Origin of the sequence: Rouxiella chamberiensis, from assembly GCF_026967475.1 — a bacterium.
In the GTDB taxonomy this organism is placed as follows: Bacteria; Pseudomonadota; Gammaproteobacteria; order Enterobacterales; family Enterobacteriaceae; genus Rouxiella; species Rouxiella chamberiensis.
The window spans coordinates 166,841-184,087 of sequence record NZ_CP114058.1 but is presented as its reverse complement, the minus strand read 5'-3'; the positions used below and the strand labels follow the sequence as shown (position 1 = coordinate 184,087).

The 17,247-nt window shown below is 51.5% G+C and carries 11 protein-coding genes, 4 pseudogenes and 1 riboswitch; of the genes and pseudogenes, 8 read left to right on the top strand and 7 right to left on the bottom strand.

All coding sequences use genetic code 11. The features are described 5' to 3' along the window. The first annotated feature begins 90 nt into the window (after positions 1-90). The 6 genes and pseudogenes from O1V66_RS00840 (at position 91) to O1V66_RS00815 (ending at position 7,282) form a co-directional block, all read left to right on the top strand. Positions 91-450, top strand: a complete 360-nt coding sequence (locus tag O1V66_RS00840) for a YegP family protein (protein ID WP_045049273.1) — start codon at positions 91-93, stop codon at positions 448-450. Positions 451-605: 155 nt separating this feature from the next. Next, complete coding sequence (trhP, locus tag O1V66_RS00835) at positions 606-2,024, top strand: prephenate-dependent tRNA uridine(34) hydroxylase TrhP (protein WP_414058421.1); 1,419 nt, start codon at positions 606-608, stop codon at positions 2,022-2,024. Positions 2,025-2,486: 462 nt separating this feature from the next. Continuing rightward, the gene (yegS, locus tag O1V66_RS00830) at positions 2,487-3,386 is read left to right on the top strand and encodes a lipid kinase YegS (protein WP_045049274.1); all 900 of its coding nucleotides are present in this window, start codon (positions 2,487-2,489) and stop codon (positions 3,384-3,386) included. Positions 3,387-3,541: 155 nt separating this feature from the next. After that, positions 3,542-4,755 (top strand): annotated as a pseudogene (manD, locus tag O1V66_RS00825) (D-mannonate dehydratase ManD). A 17-nt stretch (positions 4,756-4,772) separates the two neighbouring features. Further along, positions 4,773-5,786 carry a Zn-dependent oxidoreductase gene (locus tag O1V66_RS00820; protein WP_045049416.1) on the top strand — a complete coding sequence of 338 codons (1,014 nt, stop codon included), beginning with the start codon at positions 4,773-4,775 and terminating at the stop codon, positions 5,784-5,786. A 174-nt stretch (positions 5,787-5,960) separates the two neighbouring features. Further along, positions 5,961-7,282 (top strand): annotated as a pseudogene (locus O1V66_RS00815) (MFS transporter). Between the two features lie 92 nt (positions 7,283-7,374). Here O1V66_RS00815 and O1V66_RS00810 read toward each other — a convergent pair. The 3 genes and pseudogenes from O1V66_RS00810 to O1V66_RS00800 form a co-directional block, all read right to left on the bottom strand. Then, a complete protein-coding gene (locus O1V66_RS00810) occupies positions 7,375-8,082 on the bottom strand; it encodes an SDR family NAD(P)-dependent oxidoreductase (protein ID WP_052673467.1) in 708 nt (235 codons plus the stop codon). Between the two features lie 9 nt (positions 8,083-8,091). Continuing rightward, the gene (locus O1V66_RS00805; protein WP_045049276.1) at positions 8,092-8,598 is read right to left on the bottom strand and encodes a cupin domain-containing protein; all 507 of its coding nucleotides are present in this window, start codon (positions 8,596-8,598) and stop codon (positions 8,092-8,094) included. A gap of 9 nt (positions 8,599-8,607) precedes the next feature. Continuing rightward, a pseudogene (locus O1V66_RS00800) lies at positions 8,608-9,842 on the bottom strand (adenosylhomocysteinase). A gap of 401 nt (positions 9,843-10,243) precedes the next feature. Here O1V66_RS00800 and O1V66_RS00795 point away from each other — a divergent pair. Further along, positions 10,244-10,930, top strand: coding sequence for a GntR family transcriptional regulator (locus O1V66_RS00795; protein ID WP_045049278.1), 687 nt, complete (start codon positions 10,244-10,246; stop codon positions 10,928-10,930). Positions 10,931-11,022: 92 nt separating this feature from the next. Here O1V66_RS00795 and thiD read toward each other — a convergent pair whose 3' ends face one another. The 4 genes from thiD to O1V66_RS00775 all read right to left on the bottom strand — a co-directional run bounded on the left by thiD (position 11,023) and on the right by O1V66_RS00775 (position 15,542). Next, entirely contained in the window at positions 11,023-11,841 is an 819-nt protein-coding gene (gene thiD / locus O1V66_RS00790; RefSeq protein ID WP_045049279.1) for a bifunctional hydroxymethylpyrimidine kinase/phosphomethylpyrimidine kinase, read from the bottom strand. Next, entirely contained in the window at positions 11,838-12,659 is an 822-nt protein-coding gene (gene thiM / locus O1V66_RS00785) for a hydroxyethylthiazole kinase (RefSeq protein WP_045049280.1), read from the bottom strand. The genes thiD and thiM overlap by 4 nt, the downstream gene beginning before the upstream one ends. A gap of 34 nt (positions 12,660-12,693) precedes the next feature. After that, positions 12,694-12,790, bottom strand: a riboswitch (TPP riboswitch). Next, positions 12,783-14,099 (bottom strand): mechanosensitive ion channel family protein, encoded by a 1,317-nt coding sequence (locus tag O1V66_RS00780; RefSeq protein ID WP_269128030.1) that lies wholly within the window; start codon positions 14,097-14,099, stop codon positions 12,783-12,785. It overlaps the preceding riboswitch by 8 nt. A gap of 171 nt (positions 14,100-14,270) precedes the next feature. Then, on the bottom strand, positions 14,271-15,542 hold the full coding sequence (locus O1V66_RS00775) for an OprD family outer membrane porin (protein ID WP_045049282.1): 1,272 nt from the start codon (positions 15,540-15,542) through the stop codon (positions 14,271-14,273). A 382-nt stretch (positions 15,543-15,924) separates the two neighbouring features. Here O1V66_RS00775 and O1V66_RS00770 point away from each other — a divergent pair. Continuing rightward, positions 15,925-17,203, top strand: a pseudogene (locus O1V66_RS00770) (TonB-dependent receptor). Positions 17,204-17,247 lie beyond the last annotated feature (44 nt).

The window sequence follows — 17,247 nt, the reverse complement described above, 5'->3', positions numbered from 1 at the left end:
GAAAAGAGGTAAGAATGCGCGGTTTTCCAGGATGAATCTGTCAGCTTGACTAAACTGATAGATGGATTATTTATCACTGGAGATACCTTTATGGCAACGGGTCATTTTGATCTTAAAAAAGCGAAGAATGGACAATTTCACTTTACCCTGAAGGCCGGTAATGGAGAGGTTATTCTTGGCAGCGAAATGTACGCGAGTAAAGCGTCTGCCGAAAATGGCATAACTTCTGTACAGAACAATGCGACCGATGAAGGACAATACGAAATGAAAGCGGGCAAAGACGGCCAGCACTATTTTGTCCTTAAGGCGAAAAATCACCAGGTCATCGGCGTGAGCGAAATGTACACGACGGCAAGTTCAGCACAAAAAGGCATGCAATCGGTGGTCAAAAACGGGTCAAGCAAGGACATTCGCGATCTGACTCATGCCGATGCCCTCAGTAAAATTTGAAGCCAGTCCCTGTTTTTGCAATCGACAACCTTTGACGCTGCGCAACTCAGGATGAGTGACAGCGTCAAACGTTGATGTAAATCAACTCTTCCTGCCTTTGCGCAACCTTCACTTTCCAATCTCGCTACAATTCGCCTCTTTCGTCGTGGACGGCAATGCGCCTGCCCGACGCGTTTCCCTTGCAACCTGGCGACCTGAACATGGCGATGACACCCGAACTCCTTTCCCCTGCCGGTACCCTCAAAAATATGCGCTACGCCTTTGCCTATGGCGCGGATGCCGTCTATGCCGGTCAACCACGCTACAGCCTGCGCGTGCGCAATAATGAATTCAGTCTCGACAACCTCGCCGTCGGCATCAAAGAAGCCCATGCGCTCGGCAAAAAATTTTACGTGGTGGTGAACATTGCGCCACACAACGCCAAGCTGAACACCTTTTTGCAGGATCTCGAACCTATCGTCGACATGGCGCCCGACGCTTTGATAATGTCGGATCCCGGCCTTATCATGATGGTGCGCGATGCCTTTCCGCAGGTTGCTATCCATCTTTCCGTACAGGTCAATGCGGTCAACTGGGCGACGGTAAAATTCTGGCAACGTATGGGGCTGGACCGCGTTATCCTCTCGCGCGAACTGTCACTCGAAGAGATAGCCGAGATTCGTCGGCAGGTACCCGACATGGAACTCGAAGTTTTTGTGCATGGCGCGCTGTGCATGGCCTATTCGGGGCGTTGCCTGTTGTCGGGCTACATCAACCGCCGTGATCCGAATCAGGGAACCTGCACCAACGCCTGCCGCTGGCAATATCAGGTGCAGGAAGGAAAAGAAGATGCCGCCGGAAATATCGTGCATCAACATCAACCGGTTGCCGTTGCACCCGAGGTCCCTACGCTCGGCGAAGGCCACACCACCGAACGGGTATTCATGCTCGAAGAGGCGCAGCGTCCCGGCGAATACATGAGCGCCTCGGAAGATGAACACGGCACCTACATCATGAATTCCAAAGATTTGCGAGCCGTAGAACACGTCGCCACGCTGGCGCAGATGGGCGTGCATTCGCTGAAAATAGAGGGTCGCACCAAATCCTTCTATTATTGCGCCCGCACCGCACAGGTGTATCGCCGCGCCATCGACGACGCCGTTGCCGGCAAGGCTTTTGATTCTTCCCTGATGACCACGCTGGAAGGCCTTGCGCATCGCGGCTATACCGAGGGGTTTTTACGTCGGCATCAGCATCAGTCGGCGCAGAATTACGACCACGGTGCTTCGGTCAGTGACCGTCAGCAACTCGCCGGTGAGTTTACGGGCAAGCGCGGCACCCATAACAACAGCGGCTGGGCCGAGGTCGAAGTTAAAAACCGTTTTGAAGTTGGCGACAGTGTTGAAATCATGACGCCTGAAGGCAATGTGCCGTGGATTATCGAACAGATGCATAATAAAAAGGGTGACGATATTTTAATCGCGCCGGGCAATGGGCATGTTATCTATTTACCTCTGCCCTCCACGCTTTCCCTAAGCTTTTCTATTTTATTACGCAATCTTGTTAATACATCAACGCGTAAACCAAACCTATAATTAAATCAATAAATACCGTGCGAAAACGGTATTTATAGGTATTTTAATTGCAAAAAGTAGAATCCGATCACATCTCTATTTCGGGCGTTTAGATAATATGTTCTCCGCAGCAAGAGCAGAATGTAAAAGAATTGTATAAATGCAGGCCACCTCCTTTTTGCCAGCTCAAACACCCTGAGCTGGCACTGTTTTCTTCACAATGCTTCTCCTTCATTAATTAAATAAAAAAGTTAAACCGCCGATAATTAATCAATTTAAAAGATTAGCAGATTAACTTTACGCATTGTCAGGGTCGGCTTTATCTGAAAGATAAATAAACGCATAAAAAAACCCTGCCTATTAATTCAGCAACCGTTAATTCATTCAAATTTCAGCCTCGCCGTTACCTGAAAATTCTTATGGCTATTCCCCCTAAAATCATTTATTTTAGAACGATAAACTGTCTTATACATGGAGGGTGCAATGAAAGCTACAGCACAGGCATTGCTGATCTTAAATGGAAAAGGCGCGAGCAACGAAGAGCTCCGCGAGGCCGTTTACGATATGCGTGCCGAAGGTATTGATCTCGCCGTTCGCGTGACCTGGGAACACGGGGATGCCGAACGTTATGTTGCCGAAGCGCTGGAACTTGGCGTAGAAACGGTGATTGCCGGCGGCGGTGACGGCACCATCAATGAAGTGGCAGCGGCGCTGGCCAGCTCTTCCGTGCGTCCCCTGCCTGCGCTTGGCATTCTGCCTCTGGGCACCGCCAATGATTTCGCCACCAGCTGCAACATTCCGCTCGAGATGAGCGCGGCGCTTAAACTGGCTATTCACGGCCGTGCGGCCGATATCGACATCGCCTGCGTTAATGACAAACGTTACTTCATCAACATGGCAACCGGCGGTTTTGGCACGCGCATCACCACTGAAACCCCCGAAAAACTAAAATCCGCGCTGGGCGGCGTTTCGTATTTCATTCACGGCCTGTTGAGAATGGACACGCTGAAAGCCGACCGCTGCAAAATTACCGGTCCCGATTTCGACTGGGACGGCGAAGCGCTGGTCATTGGTATCGGCAATGGTCGTCAGGCGGGCGGCGGTCAGGAAATCTGCCCCGATGCGCTTATCAATGACGGGCTGCTGCAACTGCGCCTGCTGACCTCCGAAGAGTTGCTGCCGTCTTTCCTGCGCAGCCTGCTTGACGGCGAAGAGAACAAGAACATCATTTCGACGTCGCTGCCCTGGCTCGAGATTACCGCCCCGCACGACATGACCTTCAATCTCGACGGCGAACCGCTGACCGGCACGCATTTCCGCATTGATATCGTGCCGAATGCGCTGCAATGCCGACTGCCGCCACACTGCGCACTGCTGGGGTAATCCCCGGCAGTTTTCCTCTCTCCTCTCTCCCGCCTTCCTTTTACAAACTGTGATCTTCTCCCGCAAAAAACGATCTGCATACTTGTATGGTAGTTAGGTAAGGGCGTATTTTTTCATCAATGCATAACGCCGTATCTCTGCAAAAGGTCTGCCTGATGAAAATTGTAAAAGCCGAAGTCTTTATTACCTGTCCGGGTCGTAACTTTGTCACCCTCAAAATCACCACCGACGAAGGGCTGACCGGACTGGGCGATGCCACACTCAACGGTCGGGAACTGCCTGTCGCCTCTTATTTGAAAGATCACGTCTGTCCGCAGTTGATTGGCCGCGACGCGCATCAAATCGAGGATATCTGGCAGTTCTTCTATAAAGGCGCTTACTGGCGACGCGGCCCTGTCACCATGTCGGCCATTTCCGCCGTCGATATGGCGCTATGGGACATCAAGGCCAAGGCAGCCAACATGCCGCTTTATCAGTTGCTTGGTGGCGCTTCGCGCACTGGCGTGATGGTGTACTGCCACACCACCGGGCACTCTATTGATGAAGTTCTGGAAGATTACGCACGCCATAAGGAAGAAGGTTTCAAGGCGATACGCGTACAGTGCGGCGTGCCGGGCATGAAAACCAGCTATGGCGTGACCAAGGGCAAAGGATTGGCCTACGAACCCGCCACCAAAGGAACGGGCCGGAAGAACAGCTCTGGTCAACGGAAAAGTATCTCGACTTCACCCCGAAACTGTTCGAAGCGGTACGCGATAAATTCGGTTTTAACGAACATATTTTGCACGATATGCACCATCGCCTTACGCCTATCGAAGCCGCGCGCTTCGGGAAAAGCGTTGAGCAATATCGCCTGTTCTGGATGGAAGACCCGACCCCGGCCGAGAATCAGGAATGTTTCCGTCTGATTCGCCAGCACACTGTTACGCCTATCGCGGTGGGAGAAGTCTTTAACAGTATCTGGGACTGCAAGCAGTTGATTGAAGAACAGTTAATCGACTACATCCGCACCACTATCACCCACGCGGGCGGAATTACCGGCATGCGCCGCATCGCCGATTTTGCGTCGCTGTATCAGGTTCGTACCGGCTCGCACGGCCCGTCCGATCTGTCGCCGGTATGCATGGCCGCTGCGCTGCATTTCGACCTCTGGGTGCCTAACTTTGGCGTTCAGGAGTACATGGGATATTCCGAGCAGATGCTCGAGGTCTTCCCGCACAGCTGGACTTTTGACAACGGCTATATGCATCCTGGCGAAAAACCCGGTCTCGGCATCGAGTTCGACGAGAAGCTGGCGGCGAAATATCCGTATGAACCGGCCTATCTGCCGGTTGCGCGTCTCGAAGACGGCACACTCTGGAGCTGGTAATCATGACGACAACAACCATGAAAAGTATCGTTATCCAGCAACCGGGCAAGCTTATGATTGAAACCCGTCCGCTGCCGCACCCTGCCGCTGGCGAAGTGCGGGTCAAAGTCAGCTATGCCGGGATCTGCGGCTCTGACGTGCACATCTATCACGGCCATAATCCCTTTGCCAAATATCCGCGGGTGATAGGTCATGAGTTTTTCGGCTACATCGACGCCGTGGGCGAAGGCGTTGATAGCGCGCGTATTGGCGAGCGGGTCGTCATCGACCCCGTTGTCAGCTGCGGCCATTGTTATCCGTGTTCTGTAGGTCGTCCGAATGTCTGCAGCGAATTAAACGTCATCGGCGTGCACCGCGACGGCGGTTTCAGCGATTATGCCGTCGCACCTGCGGGCAACGCCTATAGCGTGCCCGAAACTATTCCCGACTCGCTTGCCAGCATGGTCGAGCCATTTACCATTGCGGCCAATATCACCGCCTTTCTCAAGCCGACACCGCAGGACACGGCGCTGATTTATGGCGCGGGGCCAATGGGACTCACGGTGATTCAGGTGCTGAAAGGAGTTTACGGCGTGCAGAACGTCATCGTCGCCGACCGCATCGAAGAGCGCCTGCAAATGGCGTGTGACAACGGCGCAGACCGGGCCATCAATAATCGGCAGCAGTCCGTTGCCGACGCGCTGGCAGCAGAATCGATTCGCCCGACGCTGGTTGTCGATGCCGCCTGTCACCCCGCAATTTTGCAAGAGGCGATTCATGTCGCTTCACCGGCCGCGCGCATCGGCATGATGGGGTTCTCGGGCGAGCCGAGCAGCATTACGCAGCAAAGTATTACCAGCAAGGAAATTTCGCTGTTCTCTTCACGGCTCAACAGCCATCGTTTCCCGCAGGTCATCGAGTGGATGTCGCAGGGAAAAATTCATCCCGAGAAGCTGGTAACACACTGCATGCCCGGAGAAGACGTCGAAGCTGCGATGACGCTGTTCGAAAAAGATCAGCGGGCCTGCTGCAAGGTGTTGTTGAAGTTTTAACGTTGACGGGCAGGCAGTTAACCTGCCCGTTAATATCGTACGTGTCACCGGAAAAATAATAAGTTGTTAATAAAATACTGAGTAAATTCGTTTATTTAAATCTGAAAGATAAATATTCATTACGGTGAATAACCTCACGCGTCACTATTAAAATAACACCAAGTGGAGCTGCTCATGTTCAAGAATCTACGCTGGGTCATCGTATTCCTGCTGTGTCTGGTTTACATGATAAATTACCTCGACCGCGTTGCGCTGTCGATAACGGTCCCCATGATTGAAAAAGAGTTGACCATTAATCCTGAACAGTTCGGGATGATTTTTGGCAGCTTCTTCTTCGGCTACGCCATATTCAACTTTATTGGCGGATTGGCGGTGGATAAATTCGGCCCGACCCTCGTGATGGGACTTGCCGTCACACTATGGTCTATTTTCTGCGGCATGACGGCCATTGCCACCGGCTTTTACTCGATGCTTATTTTGCGTGTCTTGTTCGGCATGGCAGAAGGTCCGATTTGCGCGTCGGCCAACAAGATGGTCAACGGCTGGTTTCCGAAGAAACAGGCCGCCACGGCGATGGGGCTGCTGAGTGCCGGTTCGCCGCTCGGCGGCGCAGTTGCGGGTCCTATCGTCGGTTATCTGGCTATCTCCTTTGGCTGGCGTCCGGCGTTTATGATTATCGCCGCCATTGGTATCGTCTGGATGCTGGTCTGGTTCTTTATCGCTTCAGACAACCCAGAAAAGAGCAAACGTGTTACCGAAGCCAGGAACGCCTGCTGGTTAATCAGCTGAAAAGCGAGAAGATTAACGAAGAGGAAGACTTGACCCAGGCGGCCCATACGCTGGGCTATTATCTGCGCCAGCCTATTATCCTGGTTACCGCCTTTGCCTTCTTCTGCTACAACTATATTCTGTTCTTCTTCCTGAGCTGGTTTCCGGCCTACCTGGTGCAGGCACACGGATTAAATATCAAAGAGATGAGCCTGACGACAATGATCCCGTGGATTGTCGGCTTCTTCGGATTAGCTTTAGGCGGAATTATTTCCGACCGCATCTTTAAATTTACCGGCAGGCTGCTGCTGTCGCGTAAAATTGTGCTGGTCGTCAGCCTGCTGGCCGCCGCCATCTGTGTGGCATTGGCGGGTGTTGTCACAAGCGTTGTGCCTGCGGTACTGCTAATGTCGGTGTCGATATTCTTCCTGTACACCACGGGAGCGATTTATTGGGCGATTATTCAAGACGTCGTGCATAAATCCAAAGTCGGCAGCGCCAGCGGCTTTATACATCTGGTGGGGAGCGTCTCCGGAATTATCGGTCCCATCGTAACCGGTTTTATCGTCCAGAATACCGGCCACTTCGACAGCGCCTTTGTGTTGGCAGGCGGCGTTGCGGCACTGGGCGCAATATTGGTCTTCTTCGTGGTTAAACCGCCCAAACATCAGCCCGAAGCACCTGTTTATCGCGGGCCGAATGCGCACGGCAATGGCAATCCGCGTTAAGCTTTTCTTTAGCTGAAGCACGCCATTATGCCGGGTCACGGAATAAATAGTTTTGGGTGACTCGGCATTGGCCTGGCGATTATGCTTTACTCTTAATCCATCACGGAACCACAGGCAATATCAATGTGCGGAATCACCGCGCCCTTTGAGAGACTCAGGATCAGCCTGACGCTGTTGACAATATCCTCGACCTGAATCTTGACCTTGTCCTGCATCGCCGTAAAACCGCGCGTCATATCAGTATCGACAAAGGCCGGATTAATTGTCGTCACTTTGATGTCAAAGCCGATAAGTTCCCGCATCAGCGATTCTGAAAAACCGACCAGTGCATATTTCGTCGCGCCATACATGCCGATTCCAGCGAGTCCCTTGCGCCCTGCACTGCTGCCAATATTGATGATATTTCCTGCGCGGCGAATTTTCATCTGCTCGGCGACAGCCGCCATGAATTTAACGGCTGCCGTGAAATTTACCGCAAACAGGCGGGAGTTATCGCCCTCATTCCTATCAAGGCTACCAGCTTCGAAAATCCCCGCATTGTTGATAAGCAAATCGCAATGCTCCAACGTGCGAATTTCATGACATAGCGATGCTACCTCAACTTCACTCTCGAGATTGGCGGATTTAATCTCCAGACGGCAGTGATAGGACAATGTCGCCACCTCGCTTTGCAGTTGTTCGGCGGCGGCGCTATTTCTGACTATCGCGAAAATATCGTGCGAACCGCGTTGCAGCAGGTATTTCATCAATGCAAAGCCAATCCCTCGATTGGCTCCGGTAATAACCGCGGTGGGTTTCATCAAGGACTCCTAGTTATAACTGTATGCGTTGATCCACGCGGCATGCTGAGGAAAGGCGTCAAGTAATGACTGTTTTTTTGCAATGATCGAATCAAACAGTTCCCAGCCAGGAAAAACCACCTCGCTCACTAACCCATATTCATGATCGGGTGCAAGCTGAGTCGATTTCCAGCAACCCGCCGGTGCAACTAATTGCAAGACCTCACCATTGGCAATATCTTGCCCCATGACATGCTCTTCAATCCGACCGTCTCCATGAATAAACCGATATATCATCGGACCGCCTGCATGATGAAAATGCAGAATAGGCGACATGTTGCTATGAAAATACCCGAGAGGGGCTGTATTCGTCAGCATGTAATAAATACAGGTCGCCAGACGTCTTTCACCGTTATTGACATCTCGGTTCGTAGTGATTATTTCTTCACTGCGAAAGGTTTCATTAAAATACCCGCCCTCTTCATGAAAACTTAAATTCAATTTTTCAATTAACTGCACTGCTTTTTCAGACTGCATGGCTCTGCCTTAATAGCGATAGGATTCAGGTTTAAAGGGACCATTGATGGATACGCCCATATAAAGCGCCTGTTCTTCGGAGAGCCTATGTAATTCTGCACCCAGATGGGATAAATGCAGGCTTGCGACTCTTTCATCAAGACTTCTTGGTAATGAATTTACCCTTGCCGGGTAGCGAGAGGCATTGTTCCATAACTCTATCTGGGCAAAGACCTGATTACAGAATGACGTCGACATCACAAAACTCGGATGACCTTTGGCGCAGGACAAATTGGCAGGCGCCCCGTGTCCCAATACGCGCACGGTCTTGTTTCCACCTAAGTTATATTCGGCAATATTTTGTCCGAGAGCCGTGCATTCCAGTGTATCAAGGGTTGTCATATCGATTTCATTATTGAAGTTGCCCATATTGCACAGTAACACCTTGTCTTTCATCTGCCGGATATCTGCCAACGTAATGACATTGATATTGCCGGTCGCCGTGACGAAAAGATGCGAATTTCGGCAGCAATCGCTCAGGGTTCTGACGCGATACCCTTCCATGCAGGCTTGCAGTGCGCTGATAGGGTCCACTTCCACAATCTGGATATGCGCGCCCATACTTGAGAGTGCCTTGGCACAGCCTTTTCCGACATCGCCATAACCCACTATCGTCGCCGTTTTGCCAGCAATCATAAAATCCGTCGAAAACTTTATGGCATCGATCAGCGATTCTTTACAGCCATAAATATTATCGAATTTGGTCTTGGTAATTGAATTATTAATAACGATCGAAGGGACTGTTAATAGACCACTGCGATAGAGTTGATTAAGTTCAACCACGCCCGAGGTGGTTTCTTCACTTATCCCTCTTAATGCACCGATTTTGTGCGGATAATGGCGGCAAATAAAGCGGCTTAATTCCGCACCATCATCAAGCAGCATATTGGGAAACCACTCGTCACCATCAAAAAGGGTCCTAGTTTTACAGGCCTCAAATTCCTGTTCTGTTTCACCATGCCAGGCAAAGACGTTGTAACCTTTTTTAGCCATGGCGGCGGCGGCATTATCCTGTGTCGAATAACGATTGCTGGAACACCATCTTATCTGCGCGCCCAATGCAACCAACGTCTCCATTAATAGGGCCGTTTGGCTGGTCATGTGCAGACAACCCGCGATTCTGGCTCCGGCAAGGGATTTACCCCGGCATAGTCCTGAATAATCGACAGCAACCCCGGCATTTCTTCACGCGCCAATTTCAGCATACTTTCGCCATATTGCGCCAACGTTAAATCTTTAATTTCATATTCCACTGATGAAAATCCTTCAAAAAAAATACAATTATATTTTATGAAAATTATTTATTACTTAAAATAAACATCCTGATATTATTCGGCGCTGATGGTAACAAAAAGATTTTTATTATAAATAGATAAAGTCATCGATATTGATGCACGTCATTACATTCCATCTGCCCTTCAAAAATAAAACAGGTTCTTGATTTAAATCAGCATCGTGTTTTTGAAATGCCCCGTGACGGGTATATCGCAAGGTGGCAGTTGTCGCATTGGGAGTAAAAGCAGGTTATTTGCCCGGCTTCGAGTAAAACCTCCAGGAAACTCATGCTATTATGAGGGGATTACACTCTCGGAAAATAGCTTTCGCCATGCCAGAATCTTATGAGTTAAACGGTAACATTCCGGTCAATCAGCAGATTTATCGCACCCTGCGACAAGACATTGTTGCCTGTGTCATTCAGCCCGGTGCATTTTTGTCTGAAAAAGAAATCTCGGCGCGTTTTAACGTGTCGCGCCAACCGGTGCGCGAAGCCTTTATCAAACTGGCCGAAGCCGGACTGGTTCAGGTCTTGCCGCAGCGCGGCACTTTTGTCATGAAGATTTCCGCCAAGCGCGTGGCCGATGGGCGCTTTATTCGAGAAGCGCTGGAAACCGCCGTCATTCGCCGTGCCGCCAGTGTAGTGACAGAACAGGATTTAGCCTTGCTGGCCCATAATTTACAGCGACAGGAACTGGCGGCAAAAAGCCAGCAGGCGCAGGAGTTTTTGCAGCTTGACGATGAATTTCATCGCCTGATTGCCGACATCATTGATTGCCGTCTGGCTTGGGAAACGATTGAAAATATCAAGGCGACGATGGACCGCGTGCGCTTCTTCTCGTTAAGCAAAGTTTCGCCTCCTGACAACCTGATTGCCCAGCATTACAATATATTTGCCGCCCTGAAAGCCCGTGACCCCGAGGCTGCCGAAGAGGCATTGCGCACCCATTTGCAGGAGATAATTTTCTCCATCACGCCGATTGCCCAGCAAAACAGCGAATGGTTTGAAAGTGAGTAATCACTTACTTTTGAGTCGAGGCGCTCAATAGATTTTGGCCCGCCTCACTTGGCGGCTGACCTCGCAGGCGGGCATTAAAAATGGGGTGGCCTTTACCACCAGCGATGAAAATGGTGCACCGGACCGATGCCCTCGCCGACTTCCAGCGAATCCGCCTGTTTCAACGCTTCCTGTAAATAGGTTTTTGCCGCGCGAACCGTATCGGGCCAATTCTCCCTTCGCGGTCTCAGCGCCGCCAATGCTGCGCTCAATGTGCACCCAGTGCCATGAGTATGCCGTGTTGCTACTCGCGGAGCAGTAAAGCGCTCGCGATAGTGAGCGGTCATTAACCAGTCTGGACTTTCGCTGTCGCTCAAATGACCTCCTTTCATCAGCACAGCCTCGCAGCCCATCGCCAATAACGCCTCGCCCTGCCGACACATCTCCCGCTCATCCGTCGCCATCTCGCACCCTAGCAGCGCGGCCGCCTCTGGCAGATTGGGCGTAATCATCGAAACCTGCGGCAGCAGCCAGCGGCGTAATGCCTCGACCGCATCGGGCGTAAGTAGAGGATCGCCGCTCTTGGCCAGCATTACCGTATCCAGCACGACAAAGGCAGGCGCCCGTTGGCGCTTGCGGTAATGTTGAAGCCGTTCAGCCACCGTCTCCACGACCTGGGTATTGGCCAGCATGCCAATTTTGGCGCTGTCGATTCGTACATCGCTCAGTACCGAATCAAGCTGTGCGCCTACAAAATCAGGCTCGATGTGATAAACCGACTGCACGCCGCGCGTATTTTGCGCCACCAGCGCCGTGATAACGCTGGTGCCGTAGGCTTCCAGCGCCGAAAAGGTTTTCAGGTCAGCCTGGATACCCGCCCCGCCGCTGGGATCGGTGCCCGCAATGGTCAATACATTGATTCTCTTGCTCATTGTGCGCCTCCGACTGTTGCCGTCTCGGTCAGATGGCGGTCATCGAGCAGGTAGAGAGAGTCAAGGAAGGCGGCGGTGAAGCTGCCCGGCCCTTTTGCGTCGCGACAGGCTAATTCACCGGCACACGACATGACACGACAGGCGGCGGCAACGTGCGAAAGACGATTGCCCGGCAAGGAAACAAATGCCGCAACCACCGCCGAAAGTGCGCAACCGGTGCCGACAACGCGCGTCATCAGCGGATCCCCTCCGCTTACCGCCAGGCATTGCGCCCCGTCGGTGATGTAATCTATTTCGCCTGTCACCGCGACAATTGCGCCAGTCTGACGTGCCAACGCCTCGGCAGCCGGTAAGGCCGCACCTGAGGAGTCTGCGCTGTCCACGCCTCGCCCGGATGCGGAAAGCCCACTTAATGCCATGATTTCAGAAGCATTTCCACGAATCGCAGCAGGTCTGAATCTGATAATTTCCTGACAAAACTCTGAACGCCACCTGAGAGCGCCGACGGCGACGGGATCCAGCACCCAAGGTTTGTTGGCAGCGTTAGCGGCATGAATTGCGGCAAGCATGGATTCCGCCCGTGCAGAGGTCAAGGTCCCCACATTCACCAACAGTGCGCTGGCAATAGCACTGAACTGTGCGGCTTCACGGGCATCGATGACCATGGCGGGCGATGCGCCGAGGGCAAGCAGTACATTTGCCGTGATCGATTGCACCACATCATTGGTCATGCAGTGAACTAAAGGCGAGGCCTGGCGAAATTGTCTCAAGGCATCCGCGGCCGCAAGGCCCGGAAAAACGGAAGGTCGAGTCGTCATAAATCTCCCCACCGGCGATCAAGAAGGGGTACCGGTCGAGATACCACGACTTCCCTACGCTGGCATTATCCAGATCAGGTTATACGGGTATTTCTCAGCCTTCACAAAGAAGGGCACCCCGAGTCATTTACAGCCCGTGCAGCATAGAAAAGTCGCTGAATTAAAGCAAGCCGCGTCTCGCCTTGCACAGCAGGAGATTAAGCTCACACCGCACTTTTGGCACGGCGCGGCCAGGTGTTGCTGACATCCGTTCCCGATGGTTTCTGGAATATTCCCAGGTTGAAATAGCCCGCAGTGGCGTACATAAACTCGAAAATCTCTGACTGGGTTTCTTCGTATTCCGCCCAGAAGACATTGGAAGTGAAGCAGTAGATTTCGATAGGTAACCCTTCGGAAGTGGGGCTGAGCTGCCGTTACTATCAGGTACATGTCTTTGCGGATATCGTTTCGCTGCTTGAGGTAATCAAGAACGTACCCGCGAAAAAGCCCGAGGTTGGTCATGCCCTTCTGCACTAACGGGTTGTCGGTACGAGAATTCAGCCGCTGGTCCAGATAGGCAGCCATATGATTATTCTCATCAGGCTCGATGGCTTTCAGACTGTCAATGAGTGCGGCCGAGGCAAAGGCGATGCTCGATTGATCAACGAATAAGCTACGCTTAATCCGACGTCCGCCAGAATCAAACATCGGCTGCCAGTTGGTGTAAGGCTCGGTGATAAAGTTTTTGGTCGGCACCTGCGACATTGTATTGTCCCAGTTGCGAACGGTAATGGTATGCAGCGCAATGTCGGTCACCTCGCCACTGATATTGCCCAACGGCATTTCTATCCAGTCACCCAGTTGAATAACATGCGAAGACGATACCTGAATATTGGCAACCAGCGAGATAAGGGTGTGCTGGAACACCAGCATCAGCACGGCGGCAACGGCACCCAGACTCGAGATAATAATCACCGGCGATTTATTCGATAGCGTGGCAATCACCAAAATCGTGGCAATTGACGAGACCATGATTTTTCCTATCTGCACATAGCCTTTTATCGAGCGGGATTTCACCCCGTGCCTTTTGGTATAGGCGCTACTGGTCGTGTCGAGTAACTCGTTGATGAGCATGGTGATATTCACAATCAGCAGCACGCCGCAAATCGTACGAATCGCCTCGATAAGCGGATCCGGCAATCCATTAATCAGCTGTGACATGAAATAAACCGTTACGACAGGTACGATATTCGCCAGTCGACGGGTAATTCTCATGTCTTTATCTTGATGATCGGAATTTTTACTGGCGTGCAGAATAAAACGTCTGACGATCCCCAGCAGGAAAAATCGACAAATCACGGAGGCAATAAAGCCGCCTAGCAGCATAAAGAGAATGGCGAGAAGAGAGAAGGTAATCTGGTTTGAATAAATCCAGTTCCAAACGGTAATAACGTCCTGCATGGTGTGATCCTGACATCGTTGTTTTGATGTGACCGATCATGAAGGATTATGGCAAATTTTCTGTGCCAAAGATGGGATGGTTAATTAACAGGCACACTGACCGAGATTCCTGGAAAGCGTGCCTGTCGGGCGGCGCATCGTTAATTCAAGACGCCGCCTTGCCGAAATAGATTAAAAAATAGCCAGTGGATATTCGACATAAACACGGACTTCATTACCGCTTGCGTTATATTCCGCCGCATCGCCCGACACGCGCAGAATCGAATAACGCAACTTGAGTTTGAGGTCTTTCGCCACGCCGTCCGGCACTTTGTATTGGATCTGGTTAAAGAATTCGTGCTCGTGACCATTGCTGGTTTCGGAGGTCTGGATGTTGTCACCGCGCACGTAAGCCACATCATAGCTCAAGCCCGGAACGCCCAATCCTGCAAGATTAATCGAGTAGGCCAGTTGCCATGAACGCTCGTCTTCGCCGTTGAAATCCGACCAGTATGAGTTGGAAAGCCAGATGGTATTGCCGCCATCCCCTACGCCGCCATTTTTACGGTAGCCGCCGTAGTTGTAGCCGGTGCTGCCGCTGCTTTGCTGATAGGCCAACTCAAAGGTATGGATATCATAAACATAGCTGGCGGCAAGGCTCCAGATAGTGTTGCTGCGTCCCGTGCTGATGCTGTTGGCATAGTCCTGATTCAGACGAGAATTATACCCGTTGAAATCGAACAACAGGGCCTGTTTGCCAGCCAGAGGCTGATGATATTTAAAGCCGAGATATTGTTTGTTAATCACATCTTCAACGTTGGAAGCATAAAACGCGCCGCTGAATTGATCATTGAACTTATAACTGGCCCCGGCAAAACTCAGGTGGCTTAGGCCGCTGTTATGGCTGTCGTCGCTTTTTTGCTGTTCATCGGTGAAATAACCTGCGGTAACATCAAGTCCGTCAATCTCTTGTGAATCCAGCATAAAACCGGTGTAGGTTTCAAACAAAAGACGGGAAGCGTCCGCATTCAAGATAGGCAATTCAGGACGTTGCGTGCCGTAACTCAACACGGTTTTCGAGAAGCGCATCTTGGCAGTGGCGCCAAACTTGGCGAGGTCGGACTTGGCACGGCCGTCGTCGTCCTGTGCGAAGAAATCAATGCCGCCCGCGCCGCTGCGGCCACGGCCACCGTCCAGTCGCACAGCATATTGTCCTAAAGCATCGACGCCAAATCCTACCGGTCCCTGTGTGAAACCGGAGGAATAAGTTGCGATGACGCCCTGCCCCCATTCGTCGCGATCTCTTACCCCTTCGGCCTTGTAGTCGCGATTGATGTAAGCATTGCGAAACAGCACATCAAGATGGCTGTCGGCGATAAATCCATTGTTGTCCTGTACGGTGCCCGCGTGGGCAGACTGCGCGCAAAGCGCTGCCAAAAGTGATAATGGCAAAATCTTTTTCACGTAAATTAACCTGTTTTATTTGTCTGCTTTAAAGCATGAATCCTCTAAAGCGGAAATACCCCATTTCCGCGCGGCAAGCATACCTTATTCCTTTCCCGTTTTATTGCGGCTTGCCGCGCCATAAGGGGAACTCGCACATTTTGTTAATGGGTATTTCAGGAGCAGGTTTATTCGCGCTCACCGCTAATTCCCTCTCTGGTTTAAAAACCAGCACCTACTTCGTTTTAAAGGGTCTTTTATTGACTGACCGGCAGAAATAACTATGATGCCCCCGCCCACGGCTTGATAGGGTGGCAACCGTTTGCGTGCGATTCCGAAAGCAGAAATTTATCGGCAGAACATCTGCCCGCAACGCGGCATTAATTTCGACAGGATAACTAAAATGAAAGTTTCAAAATTCGGCTTCACCTTGAAGCTGGGCGCAATGCTGGTTTCGCAGGCATTGTTAACGGGAAATACATTGGCGGCAACGCCGGCACCATCTGACTGTCAGGCAGGCGTCGCCGATTCACTTAGCCAGATGTTCACCTGCGGCTCTGTGCATGGCAGCCTCAGAACGCTTTATTATTCAACGCATAATGCCTACTTCACCCCGGGGCTGTCGCAGGATACCGTGAGCTACGGCGGCAGTATCAAATACGCGACAGCAGAATATTACGGGCTCAGTCTGGGTGTCAGCGGCATTCTCCAGCGCGGTATCAATCATAATGATAATCATCTGGTTTCAGAGTTGGGGCCAAACGAGACCGGCGTCGGCGAAGCCTATTTAAGCTGGCACTATCAGGATTTCCGTATCACTGCAGGCGATCAACGTCTTGGCATTCCCTTCCTCGGCGATTACGACTGGCGTATTACCCCGATTTTATATCGCGCTATCGACATGAATTATGGCGAAGGCGACAACTTCCTGCACGCCACCAAAGTGACGCGTTTTAAACCGTGGGGTGACGATCAATTCCTGGATACCACGACTTATACCGATGCAAATGGCACAACGAATGGCATGTGGGCCGTCGGCGCCGGTCGTGAAATGGCTTTGGAAGACAAGAAGCTGAACGGACAGGTCTGGTATGAAGATTATGATAACTATACCAAAATGGTTTACGCTGATGGTTTCCTCAGCTGGTCTGAAAATCCTTATAAGCCGAAGGTGGGTCTACAGTTTATCCGTGGCGTAAGCGAGGGCAAAGCGCTGGCGGGTGAGGTCAACAGCACCAGCTATGGCGCGCAGTTCAGCCTGCAATTTGCGCCATCGCTGAACGGCTCACTAAACTATGACCATATTGCCGCCAATGAAAATGCCTATGGCAATGGCGCGTTGGTGACGCCCTATGCCCATAACTCGTCATCCGGCCCCTACTTTGCTCAACCTTTCTTTACCAGCACGCAGGATCTGGGCAGCGGCAATGCCTATTCAGCCGACCTGAACCTGGACAGCAACAAGCAGCGTTTCCTTGGGTACCCGCTACTCCTTTATGGATCTGACCGCCAGCGCTGGCGCAGGCAGCAGCCATCAGTCCGAATATCTGCTTTACGGAACCTATTTGTTTGACGGCATTCTGAAGGGCTTGAGCCTGACCGATTTTATCGGCGTGCAGACGGTGTCGACGTCGGATAAAAACTTCTGGCAAAACCGCGTCACCCTGCAATATGATTTTTAATTGATATCTGGCTCCCGAAGAGGAAATCGACGGGAGCGTGTTGA